The 18,821-nt window shown below is 74.5% G+C and carries 21 protein-coding genes; 10 read left to right on the top strand and 11 right to left on the bottom strand.

The genetic code is table 11. From position 1 onward, the window contains the following. The 3 genes from L1785_RS07810 to L1785_RS07800 all read left to right on the top strand — a co-directional run bounded on the left by L1785_RS07810 (position 1) and on the right by L1785_RS07800 (position 7,996). Positions 1–2,022, top strand: coding sequence for a glycoside hydrolase family 127 protein (locus tag L1785_RS07810; RefSeq protein WP_236088653.1), 2,022 nt, complete (start codon positions 1–3; stop codon positions 2,020–2,022). A 75-nt stretch (positions 2,023–2,097) separates the two neighbouring features. Then, on the top strand, positions 2,098–5,994 hold the full coding sequence (locus L1785_RS07805; protein WP_236088652.1) for a LamG-like jellyroll fold domain-containing protein: 3,897 nt from the start codon (positions 2,098–2,100) through the stop codon (positions 5,992–5,994). Between the two features lie 772 nt (positions 5,995–6,766). Further along, entirely contained in the window at positions 6,767–7,996 is a 1,230-nt protein-coding gene (locus tag L1785_RS07800; protein WP_236088651.1) for a cytochrome P450 family protein, read from the top strand. 51 nt (positions 7,997–8,047) lie between these two features. Here L1785_RS07800 and L1785_RS07795 read toward each other — a convergent pair whose 3' ends face one another. The 3 genes from L1785_RS07795 to L1785_RS07785 all read right to left on the bottom strand — a co-directional run bounded on the left by L1785_RS07795 (position 8,048) and on the right by L1785_RS07785 (position 9,946). After that, positions 8,048–8,578 carry a COG4315 family predicted lipoprotein gene (locus L1785_RS07795; RefSeq protein ID WP_236088650.1) on the bottom strand — a complete coding sequence of 177 codons (531 nt, stop codon included), beginning with the start codon at positions 8,576–8,578 and terminating at the stop codon, positions 8,048–8,050. Positions 8,579–8,696: 118 nt separating this feature from the next. Next, complete coding sequence (locus L1785_RS07790) at positions 8,697–9,446, bottom strand: anti-sigma factor family protein (RefSeq protein ID WP_236088649.1); 750 nt, start codon at positions 9,444–9,446, stop codon at positions 8,697–8,699. Further along, positions 9,443–9,946, bottom strand: coding sequence for a sigma-70 family RNA polymerase sigma factor (locus tag L1785_RS07785; protein ID WP_236088648.1), 504 nt, complete (start codon positions 9,944–9,946; stop codon positions 9,443–9,445). The genes L1785_RS07790 and L1785_RS07785 overlap by 4 nt, the downstream gene beginning before the upstream one ends. Before the next feature lie 121 nt (positions 9,947–10,067). Between L1785_RS07785 and L1785_RS07780 the strand changes: the two genes are divergently transcribed. Next, a complete protein-coding gene (locus tag L1785_RS07780) occupies positions 10,068–10,559 on the top strand; it encodes a DUF2231 domain-containing protein (protein WP_236088647.1) in 492 nt (163 codons plus the stop codon). A gap of 46 nt (positions 10,560–10,605) precedes the next feature. Here the strand turns inward: L1785_RS07780 and L1785_RS07775 are convergent, their stop codons facing one another. Continuing rightward, positions 10,606–11,175 (bottom strand): helix-turn-helix domain-containing protein, encoded by a 570-nt coding sequence (locus L1785_RS07775; protein ID WP_236088646.1) that lies wholly within the window; start codon positions 11,173–11,175, stop codon positions 10,606–10,608. A gap of 39 nt (positions 11,176–11,214) precedes the next feature. On the opposite strand from L1785_RS07775, the gene L1785_RS07770 reads away from it, so the two are divergent. After that, on the top strand, positions 11,215–11,760 hold the full coding sequence (locus L1785_RS07770) for a GNAT family N-acetyltransferase (RefSeq protein WP_236088645.1): 546 nt from the start codon (positions 11,215–11,217) through the stop codon (positions 11,758–11,760). Between the two features lie 72 nt (positions 11,761–11,832). Then, positions 11,833–12,225, top strand: a complete 393-nt coding sequence (locus L1785_RS23375) for an EamA family transporter (protein ID WP_372461844.1) — start codon at positions 11,833–11,835, stop codon at positions 12,223–12,225. On the opposite strand, the gene L1785_RS07765 is transcribed toward L1785_RS23375, so the two are convergent. Then, on the bottom strand, positions 12,125–12,709 hold the full coding sequence (locus L1785_RS07765; protein ID WP_236088644.1) for a hypothetical protein: 585 nt from the start codon (positions 12,707–12,709) through the stop codon (positions 12,125–12,127). The genes L1785_RS23375 and L1785_RS07765 overlap by 101 nt on opposite strands. Before the next feature lie 100 nt (positions 12,710–12,809). Here L1785_RS07765 and L1785_RS07760 point away from each other — a divergent pair, with 100 nt between their 5' ends. Continuing rightward, positions 12,810–13,151, top strand: coding sequence for a hypothetical protein (locus L1785_RS07760; protein ID WP_236088643.1), 342 nt, complete (start codon positions 12,810–12,812; stop codon positions 13,149–13,151). A gap of 60 nt (positions 13,152–13,211) precedes the next feature. Here L1785_RS07760 and L1785_RS07755 read toward each other — a convergent pair whose 3' ends face one another. From L1785_RS07755 to L1785_RS07745, 3 genes are all read right to left on the bottom strand, one after another. Beyond that, on the bottom strand, positions 13,212–13,421 hold the full coding sequence (locus tag L1785_RS07755) for a hypothetical protein (RefSeq protein WP_236088642.1): 210 nt from the start codon (positions 13,419–13,421) through the stop codon (positions 13,212–13,214). A 107-nt stretch (positions 13,422–13,528) separates the two neighbouring features. Beyond that, a complete protein-coding gene (locus L1785_RS07750; protein ID WP_236088641.1) occupies positions 13,529–13,918 on the bottom strand; it encodes a DUF1304 domain-containing protein in 390 nt (129 codons plus the stop codon). A 140-nt stretch (positions 13,919–14,058) separates the two neighbouring features. Beyond that, entirely contained in the window at positions 14,059–15,003 is a 945-nt protein-coding gene (locus L1785_RS07745; RefSeq protein ID WP_236088640.1) for an NAD(P)/FAD-dependent oxidoreductase, read from the bottom strand. A 57-nt stretch (positions 15,004–15,060) separates the two neighbouring features. Between L1785_RS07745 and L1785_RS07740 the strand changes: the two genes are divergently transcribed. Next, positions 15,061–15,531 carry a helix-turn-helix domain-containing protein gene (locus L1785_RS07740; RefSeq protein WP_236088639.1) on the top strand — a complete coding sequence of 157 codons (471 nt, stop codon included), beginning with the start codon at positions 15,061–15,063 and terminating at the stop codon, positions 15,529–15,531. On the opposite strand, the gene L1785_RS07735 is transcribed toward L1785_RS07740, so the two are convergent. Next, positions 15,524–16,354 carry an alpha/beta fold hydrolase gene (locus L1785_RS07735; protein ID WP_236088638.1) on the bottom strand — a complete coding sequence of 277 codons (831 nt, stop codon included), beginning with the start codon at positions 16,352–16,354 and terminating at the stop codon, positions 15,524–15,526. The genes L1785_RS07740 and L1785_RS07735 overlap by 8 nt on opposite strands. Before the next feature lie 55 nt (positions 16,355–16,409). Here L1785_RS07735 and L1785_RS07730 point away from each other — a divergent pair, with 55 nt between their 5' ends. Next, positions 16,410–16,778 carry a hypothetical protein gene (locus L1785_RS07730; RefSeq protein WP_236088637.1) on the top strand — a complete coding sequence of 123 codons (369 nt, stop codon included), beginning with the start codon at positions 16,410–16,412 and terminating at the stop codon, positions 16,776–16,778. A gap of 46 nt (positions 16,779–16,824) precedes the next feature. Here L1785_RS07730 and L1785_RS07725 read toward each other — a convergent pair whose 3' ends face one another. After that, the gene (locus tag L1785_RS07725; RefSeq protein WP_236088636.1) at positions 16,825–17,397 is read right to left on the bottom strand and encodes a hypothetical protein; all 573 of its coding nucleotides are present in this window, start codon (positions 17,395–17,397) and stop codon (positions 16,825–16,827) included. A gap of 172 nt (positions 17,398–17,569) precedes the next feature. On the opposite strand from L1785_RS07725, the gene L1785_RS07720 reads away from it, so the two are divergent. After that, positions 17,570–17,830: a hypothetical protein gene (locus L1785_RS07720; protein WP_236088635.1), complete on the top strand. Its 261-nt coding sequence runs from the start codon at positions 17,570–17,572 to the stop codon at positions 17,828–17,830. Positions 17,831–17,845: 15 nt separating this feature from the next. Here the strand turns inward: L1785_RS07720 and L1785_RS07715 are convergent, their stop codons facing one another. Beyond that, on the bottom strand, positions 17,846–18,631 hold the full coding sequence (locus tag L1785_RS07715; protein ID WP_236088634.1) for a hypothetical protein: 786 nt from the start codon (positions 18,629–18,631) through the stop codon (positions 17,846–17,848). Positions 18,632–18,821: the final 190 nt, after the last annotated feature.

The raw sequence follows: 18,821 nt of genomic DNA, 5'->3' as shown, positions 1-18,821 counted from the left end.
GTGACCGACCACACCATCGCCCGCCCGGGTTCGGGCTCGTCGGCGGGCTCCGCCGCGGTGCCCGTTGCCGGGCCGGCTGCCGCCCGGCCCGTCGTCCCGCCCGGGACGCACCGGGGGGCGGGCATCGGCGAGGTCCGGCTCGACGGCGGGTTCTGGGGCCGGCTCCAGGAGACGAACGGCCGGGCGACGCTCCGGCACTGCCTCGACTGGATGGAACGGCTCGGCTGGGTCGCCAACTTCGACCGGGTCGCGGCGGGCACCACGGGCGGGGAGCGGCCGGGCTGGCAGTTCTCCGACTCGGAGGTCTACAAGCTGCTCGAGGCGCTGGCGTGGGAGCACGGCCGGACGGGGGACCCCGGTGCGAACGAGCTCCTCGAGGCGCTGACCGAGCGCGTCGCGGCGGCGCAGGATCCGGACGGGTACCTCAACACGTGCTTCGGCCACGCCGGGCAGCCCGGCCGGTACACCGACCTGTCCAGCGGGCACGAGCTGTACTGCACCGGGCACCTGCTGCAGGCGGCGGTCGCGCGCCTGCGGACCGTGGGGGAGGACCGCCTCGTGGCGGTGGCCCGCCGCGCGGCGGACCACGTCTGCCGCGAGTTCGGCGAGGGCGCGCGCGAGGAGCTGTGCGGCCACCCGGAGATCGAGCTGGGCCTGGCGGAGCTGGGCCGGGCGCTCGGCGAGCCGCGGTACACGGAGCAGGCGCGCCTGTTCGTGGAGCGGCGCGGGCGCGGGACGCTCAGGCCGATCGCGCTGCTCGGCCCGGCCTACTTCCAGGACGACGTGCCGGTGCGCGAGGCGGACGCGTGGCGCGGGCACGCGGTGCGCGCGCTCTATCTCGCGGCCGGCGCGGCCGACGTGGCCGTCGACACGCTCGACGACGACCTGCTGGCCGCCGTCGAGCGGCAGTGGACGCGGTCCGTCGAGCGGCGCACGTACCTCACCGGTGGCATGGGCTCGCGGCACCAGGACGAGGGCTTCGGCGACGACTGGGAGCTCCCGCCGGACCGCGCCTACTGCGAGACCTGCGCGGGCGTCGCGTCGGTCATGGTCTCGTGGCGGCTGTTCCTCGCGACGGGCGAGGTCCGCTACGCCGACCTCATGGAGCGGACCTTGCACAACGTGGTCGCGACGTCGCCGCGCACGGACGGGCGGGCGTTCTTCTACGCCAACCCGCTGCAGCAGCGCGTCGCGGGGGCGGACGTCCTGCCCGACGCCGTCAACCCCCGCGCCGAGGGCGGCGTCCGCGCGCCGTGGTTCGACGTCTCGTGCTGCCCGACGAACGTCGCGCGCACCCTCGCGTCCTGGCACACCTACGCCGCGTCCGTCGACGGCGACACCGTGACCCTGCTGCAGTACGCCGCCGCCGACCTGTCCCTCACGCTGGACGCGGGCGGCGAGGTGGGGCTCCGGGTGCGCACGCAGTACCCGCTGGACGGGACGGTCCGGGTGGAGGTCACCGCTGCCCCCGACCGGCCGGTCACGCTGCGACTGCGCGTCCCGCACTGGGCCGACGGCGCCACGGTCGCCGTCGCCACGGTCGCCGTCGCCACGGTCGCCGGCGCAGCGCCGGGCGCGGTGCCCGGCAGCCCGCCGGCGCCCGTCGCTCCGGGCTGGGCCGAGGTGCGGCGCGTCCTGGTGCCGGGCGACGTCGTGACGCTCGTGCTCCCGACGGCGCCGCGGTTCACCTGGCCGGACCCGCGCGTGGACGCGGTGCGCGGCTCCGTGGCGGTCGAGCGGGGGCCGCTCGTGCTGTGCCTGGAGTCCGGCGACCTGCCGGACGGCTTCGCGATGGAGGACGTCAGGATCGACCCGGCCACGCCGCCACGCCCGGCGGACGACGGCGCGGTGGCGCGGGCGTTCGTCGTCGGCCCGCCGGACCACCGCCCAGGGCGGCCGCCGTTCGGGCCGGACCCCGCACCGCCGGCAGCCCGGGCCGAGCTCGAGGCGAGGTTCGTGCCGTACCACCGGTGGGCCGAGCGCGGGGCCTCGACCATGCGCGTCTTCGTCCCGACCGCGTAGCGCACCCTGCTCCGATCCTGATCGCAGCACCCACCGCAGCACCCACCCGTAGTACACCGATGAAGGGACTCGATGATGAGGACACCCGCGCGGCGCACGCCGCGACGGACGGCGGTCGCGCTGTCCGCGGCCACGGCGCTGTTCGCCGGCACGCTCGGGGGAGCGCTCGCGCTCCCCGCGGCTGCCGCGACGCCGGAACCGGACCTGCACTACACGATGGACGACATCGCCGGCACCACGGTGCCCGACAGCTCCGGCAACGGGCTGGACGGGACGGTCGCCGGCAGCACGTCGACGGCCGACGCCGGCGGGAGCCAGGCGCTCGACCTGCTCGGCGGCGCCGGCGGCGGCTACGTGACGATCCCGCGCGGCGCGCTCGCGGGCGCCACGGACCTGACGGTGTCGACCCGCCTGCGCTGGGACGGCGCCGGCGGGCCGTGGCAGTGGGCCTACGCCCTCGGCACGAGCACCGAGCGCTACCTGTTCTCCACGCCGTCGAACAGCGACGGCCGGCTGCGCACGGCCGTGACGACCACGTTCGCCGGTGGCGAGGCGAAGGTCACCGGGTACGGGCCGCTCGCCGGGGGCGACTGGGTCACGCTCACGGTCACCCTCGACACGGCGGCGGACCGCGTCACGACCTACCTCGACGGCGTCGCCGTCGGCTCGGCGCCCACGACCGTCTCGGCCGGCGCGCTGCTGGCCGCGTCGGCGACATCGGCCGGGTACATCGGCAGGTCCTTCTACCCCGACCCGCTCTTCGACGGCGCGGTCGACGACTTCCGGATCTACCGCGCGGCCCTCACGGCGACGCAGGTCGCCGAGCTGGCAGGGGACGCGGTCCCGACACTGACCGGCCTGGCCGACGACGCCTTCGAGGTCCGCACGACGGTCGGCGTCGCGCCCGAGCTGCCGTCCGCCGTCCGCGCCTCGTTCTCCGACGGCTACGACCGCGACGTCGCGGTGACGTGGCAGGCCGTGGACCCCGCGCAGTACGGGAGCTCCGGCGCGTTCACCGTCGTCGGCCAGGCTGCCGGGGCACCCGTGACGGCCACGGTCACCGTGACGCGCGGCGAGCTGCGCGTCGACCTGGGCAACGACACCGGTGAGTTCCTCGGCGGTGCCTCCGGCCTGCTCTACGGGCTCTACGCCGACGGGATGCCCACCGACAACCTCATCGAGGGCATGAACGTCCGCACCGTCGCCACGAAGGCGCAGGACGGTGCCCAGCACCCCGGGTCGGACGCGTTCGAGGTCCTCGGCCCGCTCGCGGACACCACCGGCGGCGACGTCTATCTGCGGGTGACGGACTGGTACCGCGGCTTCCCCTACCAGTGGCCGGGCGACACCCCGGAGGAGAAGCTCGCCGACTACTTCTGCGTGCTCGACGAGCAGCTCGCGATGGCCGCCCAGATCGACCCGGCGCACCGCGACCACCTCGTGATCGAGCCGTTCAACGAGCCCGAGGGCAACATGTTCGGCACGGGCGGGTGGAGCCTCGACCGCACGAGCTGGCTCGACGACCCGGCCGACTACTTCGCGGCCTGGGACGAGGCCTACCGGCGGATCAAGGCCGCCGACCCGGGGCTCCGCGTCGGCGGTCCGGGCACGAGCGTGCTGTTCGGCCAGGTCAAGGGCTTCCTGGAGCACGCGGTGGTGGCCGGCACGGTGCCCGACGTGATCACCTGGCACGAGCTCAGCCACCCCCAGCAGGTCCGGGACTCGGTGGCGCGGTTCCGCCAGTGGGAGGACGAGGTCTTCGCCGGGACCGAGCTCGAGGGCACGCACCTGCCGATCAACGTCAACGAGTACGCGTTCAACTACCACACGTCGGTCCCCGGCCAGATGATCCAGTGGATGTCCGCGATCGAGGACTCCAAGGTCGACGCGATGATCGCGTTCTGGAACATCAACGGGAACCTGTCCGACTCGGCGGTCCAGTCGAACCGTGGCAACGGCCAGTGGTGGCTCTACAACGCGTACGGGTCCATGACCGGGCACACCGTCGGGGTCACCCCGCCCTACCCCGGGCAGAACTACACGCTCCAGGGCGTGGCCACCCTCGACGAGGAGCGCGCCGTCTCGCGGGTGCTCCTCGGCGGGGCCGACGGCGCGGCGCCGGTCGACCTGGTGAACGTGCCCCAGGACGTCTTCGGCGACGACGTGCGCGTGTGGGTCCGGGAGATCCCGTGGACCGGCCAGCTCGGTGACTCGGCACAGCCGCGGCACGTCGCCGAGCTCACGCTGCCGGTGACGGACGGCACCGTGACCGTCGACCTCGACGGCACGGACCTGCCGCTGCTCGACGAGTCGTCGGCATACGAGCTGGTGGTCACCCCCGCCGGCGAGGGCACCTCGACGTCGGTGACGCCCACCACGTGGGAGGCCGGCTACGAGGCCGAGGACGCGACGTACACGGGCTCCGGGTACAGCCGCAACGGGCCCGAGGGCTCGCCGAGGGACGTGAGCAAGTTCTACACGTCGGGCGGCTACGACGTGGGCGGCCTGCGCACGGGTTCGAACGGCGTGCTCGACTTCCAGGTGACCGTGCCCGCGGACGGGACGTACGACCTGGGCGTGTTCGCGAGCAGCCTCAACACCTTCGGCCTCGTCGCCGAGCAGGGCCCCACGAACGTGTTCGTCCGGGTCGACGGCGGCCAGGAGCAGGAGCTGTTCCTCCCGCTCGGGTACAAGTGGGTGGTCTGGGACCACGCCGACACGACCGTGGAGCTGAGCGCCGGCACCCACACCCTCTCGCTCGCGGCGCGCAGCCTCGACGGCACGGGCGCGACGCGCGGCGACACGATCGTCGACCGCATCACCCTGTCGCTGGCAGACCCCGCCGCGGCCGACACGGTGTACGAGGCCGAGCTGGCCGCGCTCGACGGCGGAAGCCCGCTCTACAGGGTGCCCGACGGCGCCGAGGCCGCCGAGATCAGCGGCTCGGGCGCGGTCGAGCTCGCCGCGGGCGACGAGGCGACCTTCTGGGTCTACGCGGCCGAGGACGCCGAGGCCACGCTGTCGCTGGACACCGTCCGCCGGGGGGCCGTGCGCGGCGCCGCGACCGTCACGGTGAACGGCCGCGACGTGCTCGACCTCGCCGAGGCACCCGCCGTCGCCGTCCACCTCTCCGGTGGCGTCAACAAGGTCACTGTCGAGGGCGGCGCGGGCGGCGTGCTGCTCGACCGGCTCACGGTGTCCCCGGGCGCCGGCGTGCTGGACACGACCGAGCACCAGGCCGAGGACGCGGCGCTCGCGGGGAGCGCGACGGTCACCCCGTACTCGCTCGCCGAGGGCGGCAAGGCCGTCAGCGGCATCGGCGGCGAGCCGGGCAACGACAGCGCCCTCACGTTCACGGTCCAGGCGGGCACCGCCGGCCCGCACGCGGTGACGTTCCGGTTCTCCAACCCCGAGCAGGTCCCGGGCACCCACTACAACCCCAACCCGCTCGGGCGGCACGCGGACATCTCCGTGAACGGCGGCGAGCCGCAGCGCGAGATGTTCCCGCCGACGTTCCACGCGAACAACTTCTGGGAGCGGACCGTCGTGCTCGAGCTCGATGCGGGGGAGAACACCGTGTCGCTGCGATCGCAGGAGCTGCCGAACTTCGACGGGGTCACCTACGCCTCCGACACGTGGCCCGGCATCCTCCTGCGCGCCGACGAGGCGCCGGTCGTCGACCGGATCACCGTCTCGCCGCTGAGCATCCCGCTCCCGGTGCAGGTCGAGGCGACCGCCGGGTGCCTCGGGCCGCGCGTGTTCCTCACCGTCGGGGTGACGAACGTGTCGGACGGTCCGGTCGACGTCACCGTCGCAAGCCCGCTCGGCACGCGGACGGGCGAGGACGTGGCTGCCGGCCGGCGCTGGGAGCAGGTCTTCCCCGCCCGGTCCGCATCGCTCGCCGCCGGCACCGTCGAGGTGACCGCCGGGGGTGCGACGACCGAGCACTCCTACGCGGGCGTCGCCTGCTGATCCGCCGGACCCACTGATCCGCCGGACCCACTGATCCCGGCCCACTGATCCCGGCCGACTGATCCCGGCCGACCAGGACATGGGTTGCGGAAAGGCCCCCGATTCCGCAACCCATGTCCTGGTCGCCGGGCGCGCCGTCGCAGACGCTTCCTACAGCTCCCGCCGCATCACGACCCGCCGGTCCGTCGGGCGGCTCACCTCGGTGAACCCCGCACCGGCGAAGACGCTCGGGCTGCCCACGTACAGCTCGCCCCACGACGCGACCTCGCCGGGCCGGAGCGTCAGCGGGTAGCCCTCCGCTGGTCCGCAGGCGGGGGTAGGCGGTCCGGGGCTCGACAGCGCACCAGCCGGCCGGCTCGCCGTCGACGTAGGCGACGAGCCCGCTGGTCGTGGGCGCGTCCGGGTCGTCGCACGCCGTCTGCTCGTGCAGGCGCAGTGCGCGCTCCCGCGGCGTGAGCCCGCGCCACTCGGCGGCCGTGGTGCGGAACCACTGGCACTGGCAGCGGCTGGCCTCGCCGCGCACGCCCAGCACGGCCTGCAGGTCCTGCCACGAGACCTGGTTCGCGGGCAGGACGTCGACGAGTCCGCCGTCGGGCGCGGCCTCGTCCGTCATGTCTCGCACGGTACCTCGCCGACGTAGTCGGCCAGTCGTGACGATGGGGTGGTCCGCGACCGGTCTGGCCAGGGGACATACATCTCAATGGTGTAGATTCCGCCCACATCTCGCACGCCCTGACGCCGGCGACCCCACGGCCCTGACGGAGAGACGACATTGCTCACGACAACGTTCTCGGAGCGGCTCGAGGACCTCGCCGCCGCCGAGCCGCTCCTCCTTCTCACGGACACGACCCGGAGCCTCGACCCCACCGGCCTGCACCGGGAGCTGCGCGCCCGCTGGGGCACCGTCGCGCCCGTCCTGATGGCGCCGGACGTTCCCGCGTGGCTCGTGCTCGGCCACAGCGAGGTCGCGGAGGTGCTGCGCGCCGGGAAGCTGTTCTCGCGGGACTCGCGCGCGTGGTCCCAGCTCGACCGGCTCGATCCCGCGTCGGGCCTGGCGACACGGCTCGCGCCGCGCGACAGCCTCTACTACGTCGACGGTCCCCGGCACCGCGAGCTGCGCACCCAGGTGGACGACGCCCTGGAGGGGCTCGACGAGCACCGGCTCGCCCGCGAGGTGCGCGCACGGTGCGAGGGGATCCTCGACCGCGTGCGGGCGGACGGCCACGCCGACCTCGTTCTCGACTACGCCATGGCGGTGCCGCTGCTCGCGATGGCGAGCATGTTCGGGCTCAGCCCCGACCAGTCCTGGGCCGTCCTGCGGCACTCCCGCACGATCCATGCCGGGACGGGGCGCGACGTCGCCGAGGCGTTCGCCGCGCAGGCGAAGGTGGTGCTCGACCACGTCACGGCGCGCCGGGTCGCGCCGGCCGACGACGTCGCCTCCCGCCTCGTGCACCACCCCACGGAACCGACCGACGCCGAGGCGCAGGCCACGATCTCGACCATGCTCCTGATCGGCAACGAGTACGAGGTCGCCTGGATCGCGCAGACGCTGCGGATGGTGCTCTCCGACGCCCGCTACGACGGCCACCGCGGCGGCTTCCTCTCGGCGGCCGAGGCGCTCGACGAGGTCCTGTGGCGGCACCCGCCGGCGTCGAACAACATGCCGCGGTTCGCGACGGCCGACTGCGTCATCGGCGAGCGGAAGATCGCACGCGGCGACGCCGTCGTGACCGCCATCCACGGAGCCAACCAGGACGACGACCTGCGTGCCGACGACCTCTGGCTCGAGGTCGGCAACCGGTCCCACATGACGTGGGGCGCGGGGGCGCACGCGTGCCCCGTGCGCCGGCCGGCCCGCCTCATCGCGCAGATCGCCGTCGACGTGGTGCTGCGCCGGCTCGGCGGCATGACGCTCGCCGTGGACCCGTCGGAGCTCGACCCCGTCGGGTCGATCTGGTCGTCGTACCCGGCGAGCCTGCCGGTGCAGTTCACGGCGTAGTCGGGCCGGCCCGCCCGAGGCCTGGGCGGGCCGGCCCGCGCGGGCCGAGGGTCAGCCGGTGATGCGCTCGCCCTCCGGGGTCAGCACCCACCAGATGCCGTTGACGCCCTGCCCGGTCGTGTCGCCGGCGGCAGCGTCGCCCGCGAAGTAGTACAGCGGCCACCCGTTGAGGGTGAGCTGCGGCAGGCCGTCGGTGCCGGTGATGGTGCCCACCTCGCCGGTCACGCCGTCCAGCGTCGGCGCCTCGTCCCCGCCGTGCGCCGGAGGCCACGCGGTGAGGCACTGGCCCGTGCACGACGACGAGTCGCCGCCCTGGGTGTCGCTGTCGAACTGGTACAGGGTGAACCCGTCGCCGTCCACCACGATCGTGCCGAGGTCGGTGTCGGCCGTGGACAGCGTCGTGACGGCGTCCTCCGCCGCCATGTCCTCTGCTTCGTCCGTCGCGGCGGGCGACTCCGCCGGGGCGCCGTACCCGCCGTCGTCACCCGCGGGGCTGTCCTCCGTGCCGGACCCGCAGCCGGTCAGCCCGAGCAGGGCTGCGAGCGAGACGGCGGCGATCGTGGTCCTGATGCGCGACTTCATGGGTCCTCCGGTTGGTCGGACAATGTCACCGGGTCTGTGACCCGGCCTGTCACCCGGTCTGTCACCCGGGTCTGTCACCCGGTACACGACACCCGGCGGCGGCAGGTTCACCCCCGGCTCACCCGAGGTCGGCGGACAGCAGCAGCCGGCCGGTCTGGGCCGACCGGACCTCCACCGATGCGATCTCCGCCAAGGGCACCGCCGTCGCGGCGTCGAGGTGCACCGTCCGCCCGGGGACCGCGGTCCACGTGGAGACCTGGCTCGACGTCCCCGCCGAGTCCGTGACGACCAGCGCGTACGAGTCACCGCTCCCCGGGTACGGTCCGGGGCCCTGCGGGTTCCCGGCCGGGTAGTCGCACTCCATCGCGATGCGCGTGCCCCACGCGACGGACGTCAGGCGGACGCTCGCGGTCAGCGACACGTCCGCCGCCTGGACGAGGGTCACCGTGGCGTCGGGCGCCGTCGTCGGACCGGGGGCCTCGCCGCCACGCGGGACGACGAGGACCACGGCCAGCACCATGGCCGCGGTCACCGCAACGGCCGCGAGGCCGCGACGGACGCGCGAGGTGCGGCGCTCGCGCTCGGCGCGGCGCTCGCGCACGGCGCGGCGCGCGACCAGGTCCGCCAGGTCGGCCCGCGGCGAGACCGCTTGCGCGGCAGGCCCGGGCCGGCCGGGGTCCTGTGCGTCGGGCTCCGGCGCCGCCGCGCGCGCCAGCAGGCCCGGCAGCGGGGCGAGCTCCGCCACCGCCACGCGGCACAGCTCGCACGAGAGCAGGTGCTCCTCGAACGTGCGCCGGTCCGCGGGTGTGAGCGCCCCCAGCACGTAGGCGGCGTCCCAGTCGGCGAACGCCGGATGATCACGGTTCATCGCACGACCCCTCGTTCCTGGAGGGCGAGCCGGAGCGCGCGCAGCCCGTAGTGCAGGCGCGACTTCACGGTCCCCTCGGGGATGCCGAGCTCGGACGCGAGCTCGGCGGTGTTGCGGCCGCCGAAGTAGGCACGCGCGATCACCGCACGGTGGTCCGCGCTGAGGCCCGCGAGGGCCTCCTCCACGAGCAGCGTGTCGAAGAGCTGGTCGGTGCGGTCGTCGACGGCCAGCTCGGGCGGCTCGTCGACGAGCTCGTGCCGACGGCGGGCACTGCGCGCGTCGTCGATCACCAGGTTCCGGGCGACGGTGAACATCCACGACCGTGCCGTGGCCGGGTCCTGCCCGATGATGCGCGGGCTCCGCCAGGCGCGCAGCAGCGTCTCCTGCACGACGTCGTCGGCGTTCGCCGGGCTGCCCGTCAGGTGCACCACGTAGCGCCACACCGCAGCCGCGTGCCGGTCGTGCAGCTCGCGGAGCGCCGCGTGGTCGTCGATCGGCATCGCGCCTCCTTCACAGCCTCGTCCGGTGAACGAGACCGCGGCCCCGACGGTTCAATCTGCGGGCTCGGGACGAACCGCGTGGCACACCGAACCACAAGCGGCCCGGCATCGTGTCCTTCACATGGACGATACGCTGCAGCTCGCCGGGCTCCCGCTCCACCCGCTCCTCGTGCACGCCGTCGTCGTGCTCACGCCGCTCGTGGTGCTCGCCCTCCTTCTCGCCCAGGTCTGGCCGGCCGCGCGCCGCCGCCTCGGCGTCGTCACCCCGCTCGGGGCGCTCGCGGTCCTCGTGCTCGTGCCGGTCACGGTGCGGGCGGGACGCGAGCTCGCCGAGGCCGTGGGCCCGATCCCCGCCGTCGCGACCCACCAGGCCTACGGCGAGCAGCTCCTGCCGTGGGTGATCGGCCTGTTCGTCGTCGCCGTCGCGCAGTGGGTGTGGTTCCGCTGGGGCGAGCCGCGCTACCGGTCGCCGGGCCGCCCCGCCAGGCGCCGCAGGGCTGTCTGGTGGGTGCTCGCGGTCGCGAGCGTCGTCGTCGCGGTCGGCACGTCGTGGCTCCTCGTGCTCACGGGCGACTCGGGCTCCCGCGCCGTGTGGGGCGGCTTCGGCGGCTGACCTGCGTGCCGGTCGCCCGCGGCGCCGGGTCAGCCGTGGCGCCGGGTCAGCCGTGGCGCCGCGCGACCGCGACGACGTACCGCGCGGGCTCGCCGGACTCGTTGCGGAAGGTGCACGGGGCGGGCGCGCCGAGCTCCAGGCAGTCGCCGGCGGCGAGCAGGTGCCGCACGTCGCCCTCGTCGAACACGAGCGTGCCCTCGAGGACCCAGACCTGCCTGTGGGCGAACGTGTATGCCTCGGCCGGGTACGCCACGCGGGCGCCCGCCGGGAGGGTCACGTCGACGAGCTGGATCGCGCCCGTCGTCATGGGGGAGACGTTCCGCCGCGTGTAGCCCGTCTCGGGGTCCTGCCAGACCGGCTGGTCGGCGGCCCGGGCGAGGCGCCCGGTGCCCCCCTCCGCACGCGCGAGCAGCTCGGAGAGGGTCAGGCCGAGCGCTGCGGAGAGACGGCCGAGCAGCACCGCGGTCGGCTGCGCCTCGCCGCGCTCCACCTTGCCGATCATCGCGCGGGAGACGCCGGAGGCGTCGGCAAGGGCGCTCACGGAGAGCCCCTGCGCCTCTCGGGCGGTGCGCAGGGTCCTGGCGAGCGAGTCGGTGAGAGCGTCGGTCGTGGTCACGGTGTCACTATAGTCGAAAGTCGTGTCTACGATAGTGGCATGGCTCACGACGACCCACGCCCCGTCCCCCCGCTCACCATCCGGCCTGCCGGACCGGACGACGCCGCCGTCTGCGCGGCGATCTATGACCCGTACGTACGGGACACGCCGATCACCTTCGAGGTCGACGTGCCCGCCGCCGACGAGATGGCCCAGCGCATCGCCGCGGCGCACGCCTGGCTGGTCGCCGAGGTCGACGGCCGCGTGGTCGGGTACGCGTACGCCGGGCCCTTCGCGACGCGCCCGGCCTACCGGTGGGCGTGCGAGGTCAGCGTCTACCTGGAGGAGGGCCGGCGACGCACCGGCGCCGGGCGCGCGCTCTACGGGGCGCTGCTGGAGGACCTGACGGGGCTCGGCTATCACGTCGCCGTCGCGCGGATCGCGCTCCCGAACGACGCGAGCCTCGCCCTGCACGGGCGGTTCGGGTTCGAGGAGGTCGGCGTGCACCGGCGGATCGGCTACAAGCTCGGCCGCTGGCACGACGTCGCGATCCTGCAGCGGGAGCTCGCCCCCGCGACCGTCCCGCCGCACCCGCCCGCCGAGTAGGGATGGCCTCCCGCTCCGTCCGGTCCTCGCCGCGGCCGCAGCCCCCGTCGCCCGGGGGTCGACCTACCCGGCCTGCTCCTCCTGCCGGTCGCGCTCGTCGCGGAGGGTGCGCCGCCCGCGATCTCGGTCCGCGGCGCGGTCGGTTACGCGTGGCTCGGGCTGATCGGGACCGGGGCGGCGTACCTCGCGTGGACGTACGGTGCCTGTCGGCTGGGACCTGCGACCCTGGCGTACCTCGCGCCGGTATCACCCCTGGTCGCCGCCGCCCTGGGCTGGGTCGTCCTCGGCGAGGGGCTCACGCCGCTCGGACTTGCCGGGCTCGGCGTGGCGGTCGCGGCGACAGCCACCGGGGGAGGTCTGGGTGCTACGGAACGTCGCCGCGGTCCCACGGACCCGACGCGAACGCGGAGAGAGCCCAGGCGTACGCGTCCGCGCACTCGTCGGCGCACCCTTCGGGAAGCGTGACGTCGAACATGACGACATCGTCGGCGATCGAGTAGTCCACGACCAGCTCGCCGTCGTAGCCGAACTCCGTCGCGTGGGAGGGGAAGCTCACGGTGTCGTCGTCGACGACCTCGAAGTCGCCGCCGTCGACCTCCTCGCCGATCTCGTCGTGCGAGCCGAACTCGCCGCCGTCGGTGAAGAAGTGGTCGTGCTCCAGCGGTCCGGCAGCTCCCTCGCACGGGTCGCCGGCCGCCGGTCCGGCTTCACCGCCGTAGAAGTTCCCCTGCAGCCAGCCGCGGTGCGAACCGGCGAGCCCCGCCGCCTCGAACGCAGCGAGCATCTCGGCGCAGCTCTGCGCGCGATGCCAGGACCCGACCAGTCCGGTGGTGGCTCCGTCTGCCGGCGACGTGCTGGCCGGTCCGGTCGTCGTCACGTCGGGCGGGGAGCCGGAGCCGTCAGCGCTACAACCGGCCGCGACGCTCACGCACATCAGAAGGGTGACCACCAGACGCCTCATCCCGCCCCCCTCGCCGATGCCCATGCTGCCTGCCGGATCACCGTGCCGCGCGGCGTAGGGTTGGTGCAACGACCTGGAGGAGCAACAGATGACCGAGCACGTGACCGACACCGCAGGCGCCCCGGCACCCGGCAGGTTCGACCTGGACGGTGACGGCCGGGCCGACGTCGAGCTCGTCGACGCGGACGGGGACGGCGTGGTGGACGCGCGGCTCGAGGACTACGACGGCGACGGCGTCGCCGACGCGGAGTTCTACGACACGGACGGTGACGGGGTGCCCGACGTCGTCGTCGAGACCGCCGGTGGCGTGCAGACCATCTCCGTGGACCTCGACGGTGACGGCGAGCCCGACTCGGTCGAGTCGTTCCCCGTGGCCCGTGCCACCGGGACGGGCGGCCCGGGCATCGGCTCGGCCGCCGACCGCGCCTGACACGTCATCGCGACGCTCGCGCTGGTCGCGGGCGTCGCGATGTTTCGCTGACGAGGAAGCTCACCCCGCGTCGAACCGGTCTTCGCCCGTGCGGTCCGGGTCGTCCACCGGATACTCGCCGGGTACGGTCGCGTCCTCCGGGCGCAGCCCTTCCTTCCGCAGGTGCCGGAGCTTCTCGTCGAGCGCGGGATCGTCGACGAGCGGGCGGTCCTCCGGCTCCGGCAGCGTCTCGTCGCGGTGCGGCAGATCACCGTCGTGTCGATCGGCCATGACCGCCTCCTTCCGCCGGGGCCGACGGACGGGCCCCGGCAATGCCACCGTAGGCACGGTCCCGGCTCGCTCGCCCGGCGTCCGGCCGGTGCGGGAGCCTCCGGACCTCACGCCGTGACGAGCCCGGCCGCCAGCGCGATGATCGCCAGGAGGGGCGGGGTGAGCTGCACGATCGCCGCCCGCGCCTTCGAGGGGGACGACACCAGCAGCACGAGCCCGGCCGCGACCATCGACCCGGTTCCGACGAAGACGAGCGTCGCGCCGACGGCGGTCGCGCCCAGCGCGAGCACCACGATGCCCGCGACCGCCTCGATGGCGAGGAACAGGTTGTAGAACCCCTGGTTGAAGGCGAGGTCCTTGGTGGCAGTGGCGAGCTCCCGGGAGGTGCCGAAGGTGGCGCGCGCCCGCGGGCTGGTCCAGGCGAGCGACTCCAGCACGAAGATGTAGACGTGCACGAGCGCGGCGACGCCCGCGAGCACCAGGCCGACGACGATCATCGGGTAGCTCCTCCTGCGGCGCGGGCGCCGCGACGGTCGTGGCCCGGGGGTCCCCGGGTCCTCGTGCGGATCGTCGCAGCCCCGCACGCCGGGCCGTGGCAGGACACGCCCGTGCGCGGTCGGGTTCGAGCCACAGCTCGTCAGTGCCGGGTCGGCCCGTGGTCGGCGGCCAGCAGGTCGCCGTCGGCGGACGTGGCCGCGACCAGGCCCGACGCTGCGGCCGTCAGCACGGCGGCGAGCGGCATCGGCAGGCTCGCGACGTGCGCCATGTCCCCGGCGGCGTAGACGCCCGGCACGCTCGTGCGGCCCAGGGGGTCGACCTCCACGCAGCCCGACGGCAGCATCGTCAGGCCGAGCTGCTCCGCGAACGGCGCCGCCTGGGCGATGGTGGTGGCGACGAACACGCCGCCCACCTCCTCTGCAGGGCCGTCGGCGAACGACACCGTGGCGCCCGTCGCGCTGCGGCAGAAGCCGGTGACGGGTTCGGGACGCACTGCGACGCCGGCGCGGTCCAGCGTGGCGCGGGTGTCCGGGTCGAGCTCGGCGCCGTCGGCCAGGACCGTCAGCCGCGTGGCGATCCGCTCCACGAGCAGCGCCACCCGCGCGACGTGCGGGCCGTACCCGAGCACCGCGACGTGCGTGCCGGCGAACTCGTGCCCGTGGCAGTAGGGGCAGTGGGCCGCGACGCTGCCGAAGAGGGCGGGCAGGCCGCGATGCCCGGGCAGCGTGTCGCGCACGCCCGTCGCCAGGACGACGGCCCGGGCGTGCACCGGCCCGGCACCGTCGACGTCGACGCGGAAGGCGGCACGGTCGCCGTCGGACCGGGAGACCGAGGTCACGGTCGCGTCGCGGACGGTGACCGTCGTGTACGCGGCGAGCTCGGCGCGCGCCGCGGCGCGGAACGCGGCAGGCGGCGTGCCGTCCCGGGTGACGAAATTGTGCAGATGGCCGGCGGGGGCGTTGCGGTACGCCCCCGAGTCGAGCAGGAGGACGGACCGGTGCATCCGGCCCAGGGTCAGGGCTGCCTGCAGGCCGGCGGGCCCGCCGCCGAGCACGACGGCGTCGTAGGGGGTGGTGGGTGCCATGGGTGTCTCCTCTGGTGGCCGTTTGCGGTCGTCACGAGGATGTGACTTCATGTTGACATGAAGTCAAGCGGGTCTTCCGGGACATGGTCGGTGGGCGAGGTGGCCGAGCGGTTCGGCCTCGAGACGCACGTGCTGCGCTACTGGGAGGACGTCGGCCTGCTCCGGCCCGGACGCGACGGCGCGGGTCGGCGCCGCTACGACGCCGCCGACCTCGTGCGGGTCGGCGTCGTGCTGCGCAGCAAGGCCGCGGGCATGACCCTCGACCAGGTGAAGGTCATGCTCGACGCCGGAGCCGCGGACCGGCACCGCGTCCTCGTCGACCACGTGGCCGACCTCGACCGGCGCATGGACGACATGGCGCACTCCCGCGCGATGGCGCTGCACGCGCTGAGCTGCCGGTCGCACGACGTCGCGACCTGCCCGCGCTTCCGCGCCCACGTCCAGGACCTCCTCGACGGCACGGCCCGGCGCTTCGCGCACGCCGATACAGGTTCGGGGCCGCGGCCGGCGCCGGGCAGCCTCAGCTGAGGGCGGTGTGCCGCAAGATCTCCGGGACCACCACGTCCCAGGTGGAGCGGGGCGGGACCTGATGGCCCGTGCCTTCGAGGACCACCAGACGCGCGCCGGGCACCGCGGCGGCGAGCGCCTGGCCGTGCTCGAGCGGGAAGAACGGGTCGGCGGCGCCGTGCAGCACGAGCGTCGGGGCGACGACGTCGGCCAGGGTGCCTCCCGGGTCCCCGCCGGACACGAGCCAGTGGTTGGCCGCCGCGGCCGGGTTCACCGACCGCGCGACGATGCGGCGCGCGATCGTCAGCCCACGCTCCGCGTCGAAGCCTGGTCCGGCGTAGACGCGCTCGCCGTCGGCGAGGTGCCGGACGACCACCTCCGGGTCGGACCAGTCCGGGGCGGGTGGCGGGTCGGCGAATGCGGCACGCATGGCCGGACCGATCGGCAGGTCGCGTCCCGTGCTCGTGACCGGGCTGGTCGCGACCAGGGTCAGGCTCGCGACGCGGTCCGGGTGGTCGATCGCGAGGCTCTGCGCGATGCCCCCGCCCATCGAGATCCCGACGAGGTGCGCGCGGGCGATGCCGAGGGCGTCGAGGACGCCGAGCGGGTCGAGGGCCAGGTCGCGGCCCGTATATGACGGGTGCCCCGGCGGGTCCGTCGTGGACCGGCCGGTGTCGCGGTGGTCGTAGCGGATCACGTACCGGCCGCCGTCGGCGAGCGCGGCGCACAGGTCGTCGTCCCACCCGTCCATCGGGGCGGTGATCCCGCTGATGAGGAGGATCGCGGGGTCCTCGGGTTCGCCGAACGTCTCGACGCAGAGGACCGCGCCGCGCACAGGGAGCATCCGTTCCATGCCGGGGTGGACCGGTCGGCGCGGCGGGACTCATCGGTGCCGGACCGTGCCGCTGGGACGAGCCAGGTTCGTCCTGGCCATGGCCGGCGGCCCGAGCGCTGGCATCCTGGGAGGCGTGGACTACTACGCCAGGGCCGAGGGCGGCGACCGTGTCGAAGATCCTGACCACGACGACCTGATCAGGCTGGTCGGCGCGCTGAACACGAGCGACAACAGCTTCTTCGTCGTGTACCCCGTCGACGAGGACGCGGAGTGGTTCGTCTCGGTGTCCCTGCGGGCCGGTGCGTCCGGTGACTATGAGGTCGCACGCAATGACCCCCGCAGCGGCCAGCAGGACACGATCACCGCCGCGGACCCCGCCATCATCGCCAGGGAGCTGACTGCCTGGCTCGAGTCACGACCAGCCCGGTTCTGAGACGCGTCCCTGGGCACGGGCGGACGCGGCTGCGCCGCCGTCGGGCTCAGATCAGCGCGATCACCAGCGAGACCACCGCGAGCAGTGCCGCGCCGCCCGCCGCCGACCACGCGATCGTCGCGTTGCGCGCCGTCGTGGCGTGCAGCGTGTCGAGCTCCGCGTGCAGTGCGTCCACCTCGGCGCGTGCGGCCGCCGCCTCGGCCTGGGCGGCGGCCGCCGCACCGTACGCGGCCGACATCTCGGACCGGGCCGTCATCGTCTCCATGCGCGCGGCCTCCGCGGCCATCGCGGCCGCTCCAGCCTCCGCCCGGGCGGCGCACGCCTCGGACGCGGCGGTGTCGGCGAGGGAGAGCGCGCTGGAGGCGAGCGAGGCGACATCCTCGGCGGACCAGCCGCGCGTGTCGGGCGCGGCGGGTCCGACGTCCGGCGAGCCCGCGAACGCGTCGTCGATGGAGCCCGGCACGTCGAGGCGGCCGAGCTGGGCCTGGACGCTCGCACGCAGGTCCGTCAGGGGTTTCGCCCACGTCCGCTTCCGCGGGGTCGCGTGGCGTGGGCCCGCCGACGAGAAGATCTCGGTCGCGGCGTCGGCGGGGTCCTCGGGGGGAGTCGAAGTGACCATGGGTGAGGACCGTACCGGGTTCGGCTCGCCGAGGCAGACGCGAGGACCGCGAGACGGGCGCGAGCACCGCGCGTCATGGGTCGCACCCTGGCGTCTGCCAGGCGATCTGGGGTGGTGGGTTCGGTGGGGCAGGGGTAGGGTAGAACATGTGTACTACTCGCTGAGGGGGTGCGTGGGGATGCAGGCGAACGAGGAGACCCAGGCGGCACAGGACGAGCGCTCGGCGGTCGAGGAGGCGTTCACCACGCTGTTGGCCGCGGCCGGGGCGCCGCCTCTGGCGGCGGTGGTCTACGAGCTCCGGGCGGACGTCGTGCGGCCCGGGCGGCTGCGGCTGGTCGTGGGCCCTGAGGGCGCGCACTGGAAGGTCGCCGAGGCGCGGCCCGCGCGGATGGTGCTGCGCGCCGGCCTCGATCTGGACGACCCCGGGTTCTGACGCCCGGGGCCGGCGTCAGAGGGGGAGCAGGGCGCCTGCGGCGGCCCCGGCCAGAGATATCAGCAGCGCAACGACGGCGAGCACTGTCGAGCGCGTCGCCGAGCGGCCCGCGGCCAGCGCGAGCGAGCGGGAACGCTCGGCGTCGGCCCGGGCCGTCTCGGCGTCCACGCGGGCGGAGTCCAGGAGGTCGCTCAGCTCGGCGACGAGGGTCTCGTTCACCTCCACCTGGTCGCGCAGCGCGCCGACGTCGGCCAGGGCCTCGGTACGCACGTCGGCGGTTGCCGCCTCGGCGGCGTCCAGGCGAGCGGCCAGCTCGTCGCGCAGCTCCTCGGCGGTCAGCGCCCGCACCGGTCGCTCCAGGAACGCGTCCGACCACGTGCGGCGGTTCCGCGAGCCCGACACCCTCGGCGTCGCACCGGTCGCCGGGCGTTCGGCCGAGCGCTCCGCCGGCTTTGCGGAGGTAGCGGAGGCATCAGCGGGCGCAACCCGAGCCGCACCCGTGCCGGGCGCGACCGGTACAGCACCGGTGACCGGCGCCTCCTCGACCACCGGCGCGGCGTAGTCGTCGTCCCCGTCGGCGGCTGGTTCCGCCGCGGCGGCCGTGGCCGACTCGGGGATCCGGATCGGCGCCGTCAGCAGGGCGCGCAGCCGCTCGAGTCGGTCGAGGTTGTAGTCGCCCATGGAAGCGGCGGGCGTCCCGGCCACGGGAGTCTTGGCCGCGGCAGGGACGCCGTCGTCGGCCGCGGTCTCCTTGCTCTCGTCCGGCTCTGCCTGAGTCCCGGCTCTCGCGTCGGAGGTCATGACGGAAAGGTACCGATGTCCGGCGCCCCTGCGAAGGCCCGTGTGACGCGCGTCTCGTATTCGTTCGCCACCCGGCGGTGGATCCCCGCTTGACGGACCTCGTTCCTCCATTAGGTTAGGCGAGGCATACCTAAGTTATGCCCCGGTGGCCCGGCTGCCGGTCTCTTTCCTGTGCCCTGAGGAGCCTGCC

Source organism: Antribacter soli, from assembly GCF_021568775.1.
GTDB lineage: Bacteria > Actinomycetota > Actinomycetes > Actinomycetales > Cellulomonadaceae > Antribacter > Antribacter soli.
Note: the sequence above shows the minus strand (reverse complement) of the source record. Positions and strands in the feature narration are given on the sequence as shown.

What these genes read in the sequence shown, in the direction of transcription:
- L1785_RS07805 (WP_236088652.1), top strand. Translation starts at nt 2,098, where the DNA reads ATGAGGACACCCGCGCGGCGCACGCCGCGACGGACGGCGGTCGCGCTG.
- L1785_RS07795 (WP_236088650.1), bottom strand. Translation starts at nt 8,578, where the DNA reads ATGAAGTCGCGCATCAGGACCACGATCGCCGCCGTCTCGCTCGCAGCC.
- L1785_RS07790 (WP_236088649.1), bottom strand. Translation starts at nt 9,446, where the DNA reads ATGAACCGTGATCATCCGGCGTTCGCCGACTGGGACGCCGCCTACGTG.
- L1785_RS07785 (WP_236088648.1), bottom strand. Translation starts at nt 9,946, where the DNA reads ATGCCGATCGACGACCACGCGGCGCTCCGCGAGCTGCACGACCGGCAC.
- L1785_RS07780 (WP_236088647.1), top strand. Translation starts at nt 10,068, where the DNA reads ATGGACGATACGCTGCAGCTCGCCGGGCTCCCGCTCCACCCGCTCCTC.
- L1785_RS07770 (WP_236088645.1), top strand. Translation starts at nt 11,215, where the DNA reads ATGGCTCACGACGACCCACGCCCCGTCCCCCCGCTCACCATCCGGCCT.
- L1785_RS07760 (WP_236088643.1), top strand. Translation starts at nt 12,810, where the DNA reads ATGACCGAGCACGTGACCGACACCGCAGGCGCCCCGGCACCCGGCAGG.
- L1785_RS07755 (WP_236088642.1), bottom strand. Translation starts at nt 13,421, where the DNA reads ATGGCCGATCGACACGACGGTGATCTGCCGCACCGCGACGAGACGCTG.
- L1785_RS07750 (WP_236088641.1), bottom strand. Translation starts at nt 13,918, where the DNA reads ATGATCGTCGTCGGCCTGGTGCTCGCGGGCGTCGCCGCGCTCGTGCAC.
- L1785_RS07745 (WP_236088640.1), bottom strand. Translation starts at nt 15,003, where the DNA reads ATGGCACCCACCACCCCCTACGACGCCGTCGTGCTCGGCGGCGGGCCC.
- L1785_RS07740 (WP_236088639.1), top strand. Translation starts at nt 15,061, where the DNA reads ATGAAGTCAAGCGGGTCTTCCGGGACATGGTCGGTGGGCGAGGTGGCC.
- L1785_RS07735 (WP_236088638.1), bottom strand. Translation starts at nt 16,354, where the DNA reads ATGCTCCCTGTGCGCGGCGCGGTCCTCTGCGTCGAGACGTTCGGCGAA.
- L1785_RS07725 (WP_236088636.1), bottom strand. Translation starts at nt 17,397, where the DNA reads ATGGTCACTTCGACTCCCCCCGAGGACCCCGCCGACGCCGCGACCGAG.
- L1785_RS07715 (WP_236088634.1), bottom strand. Translation starts at nt 18,631, where the DNA reads ATGACCTCCGACGCGAGAGCCGGGACTCAGGCAGAGCCGGACGAGAGC.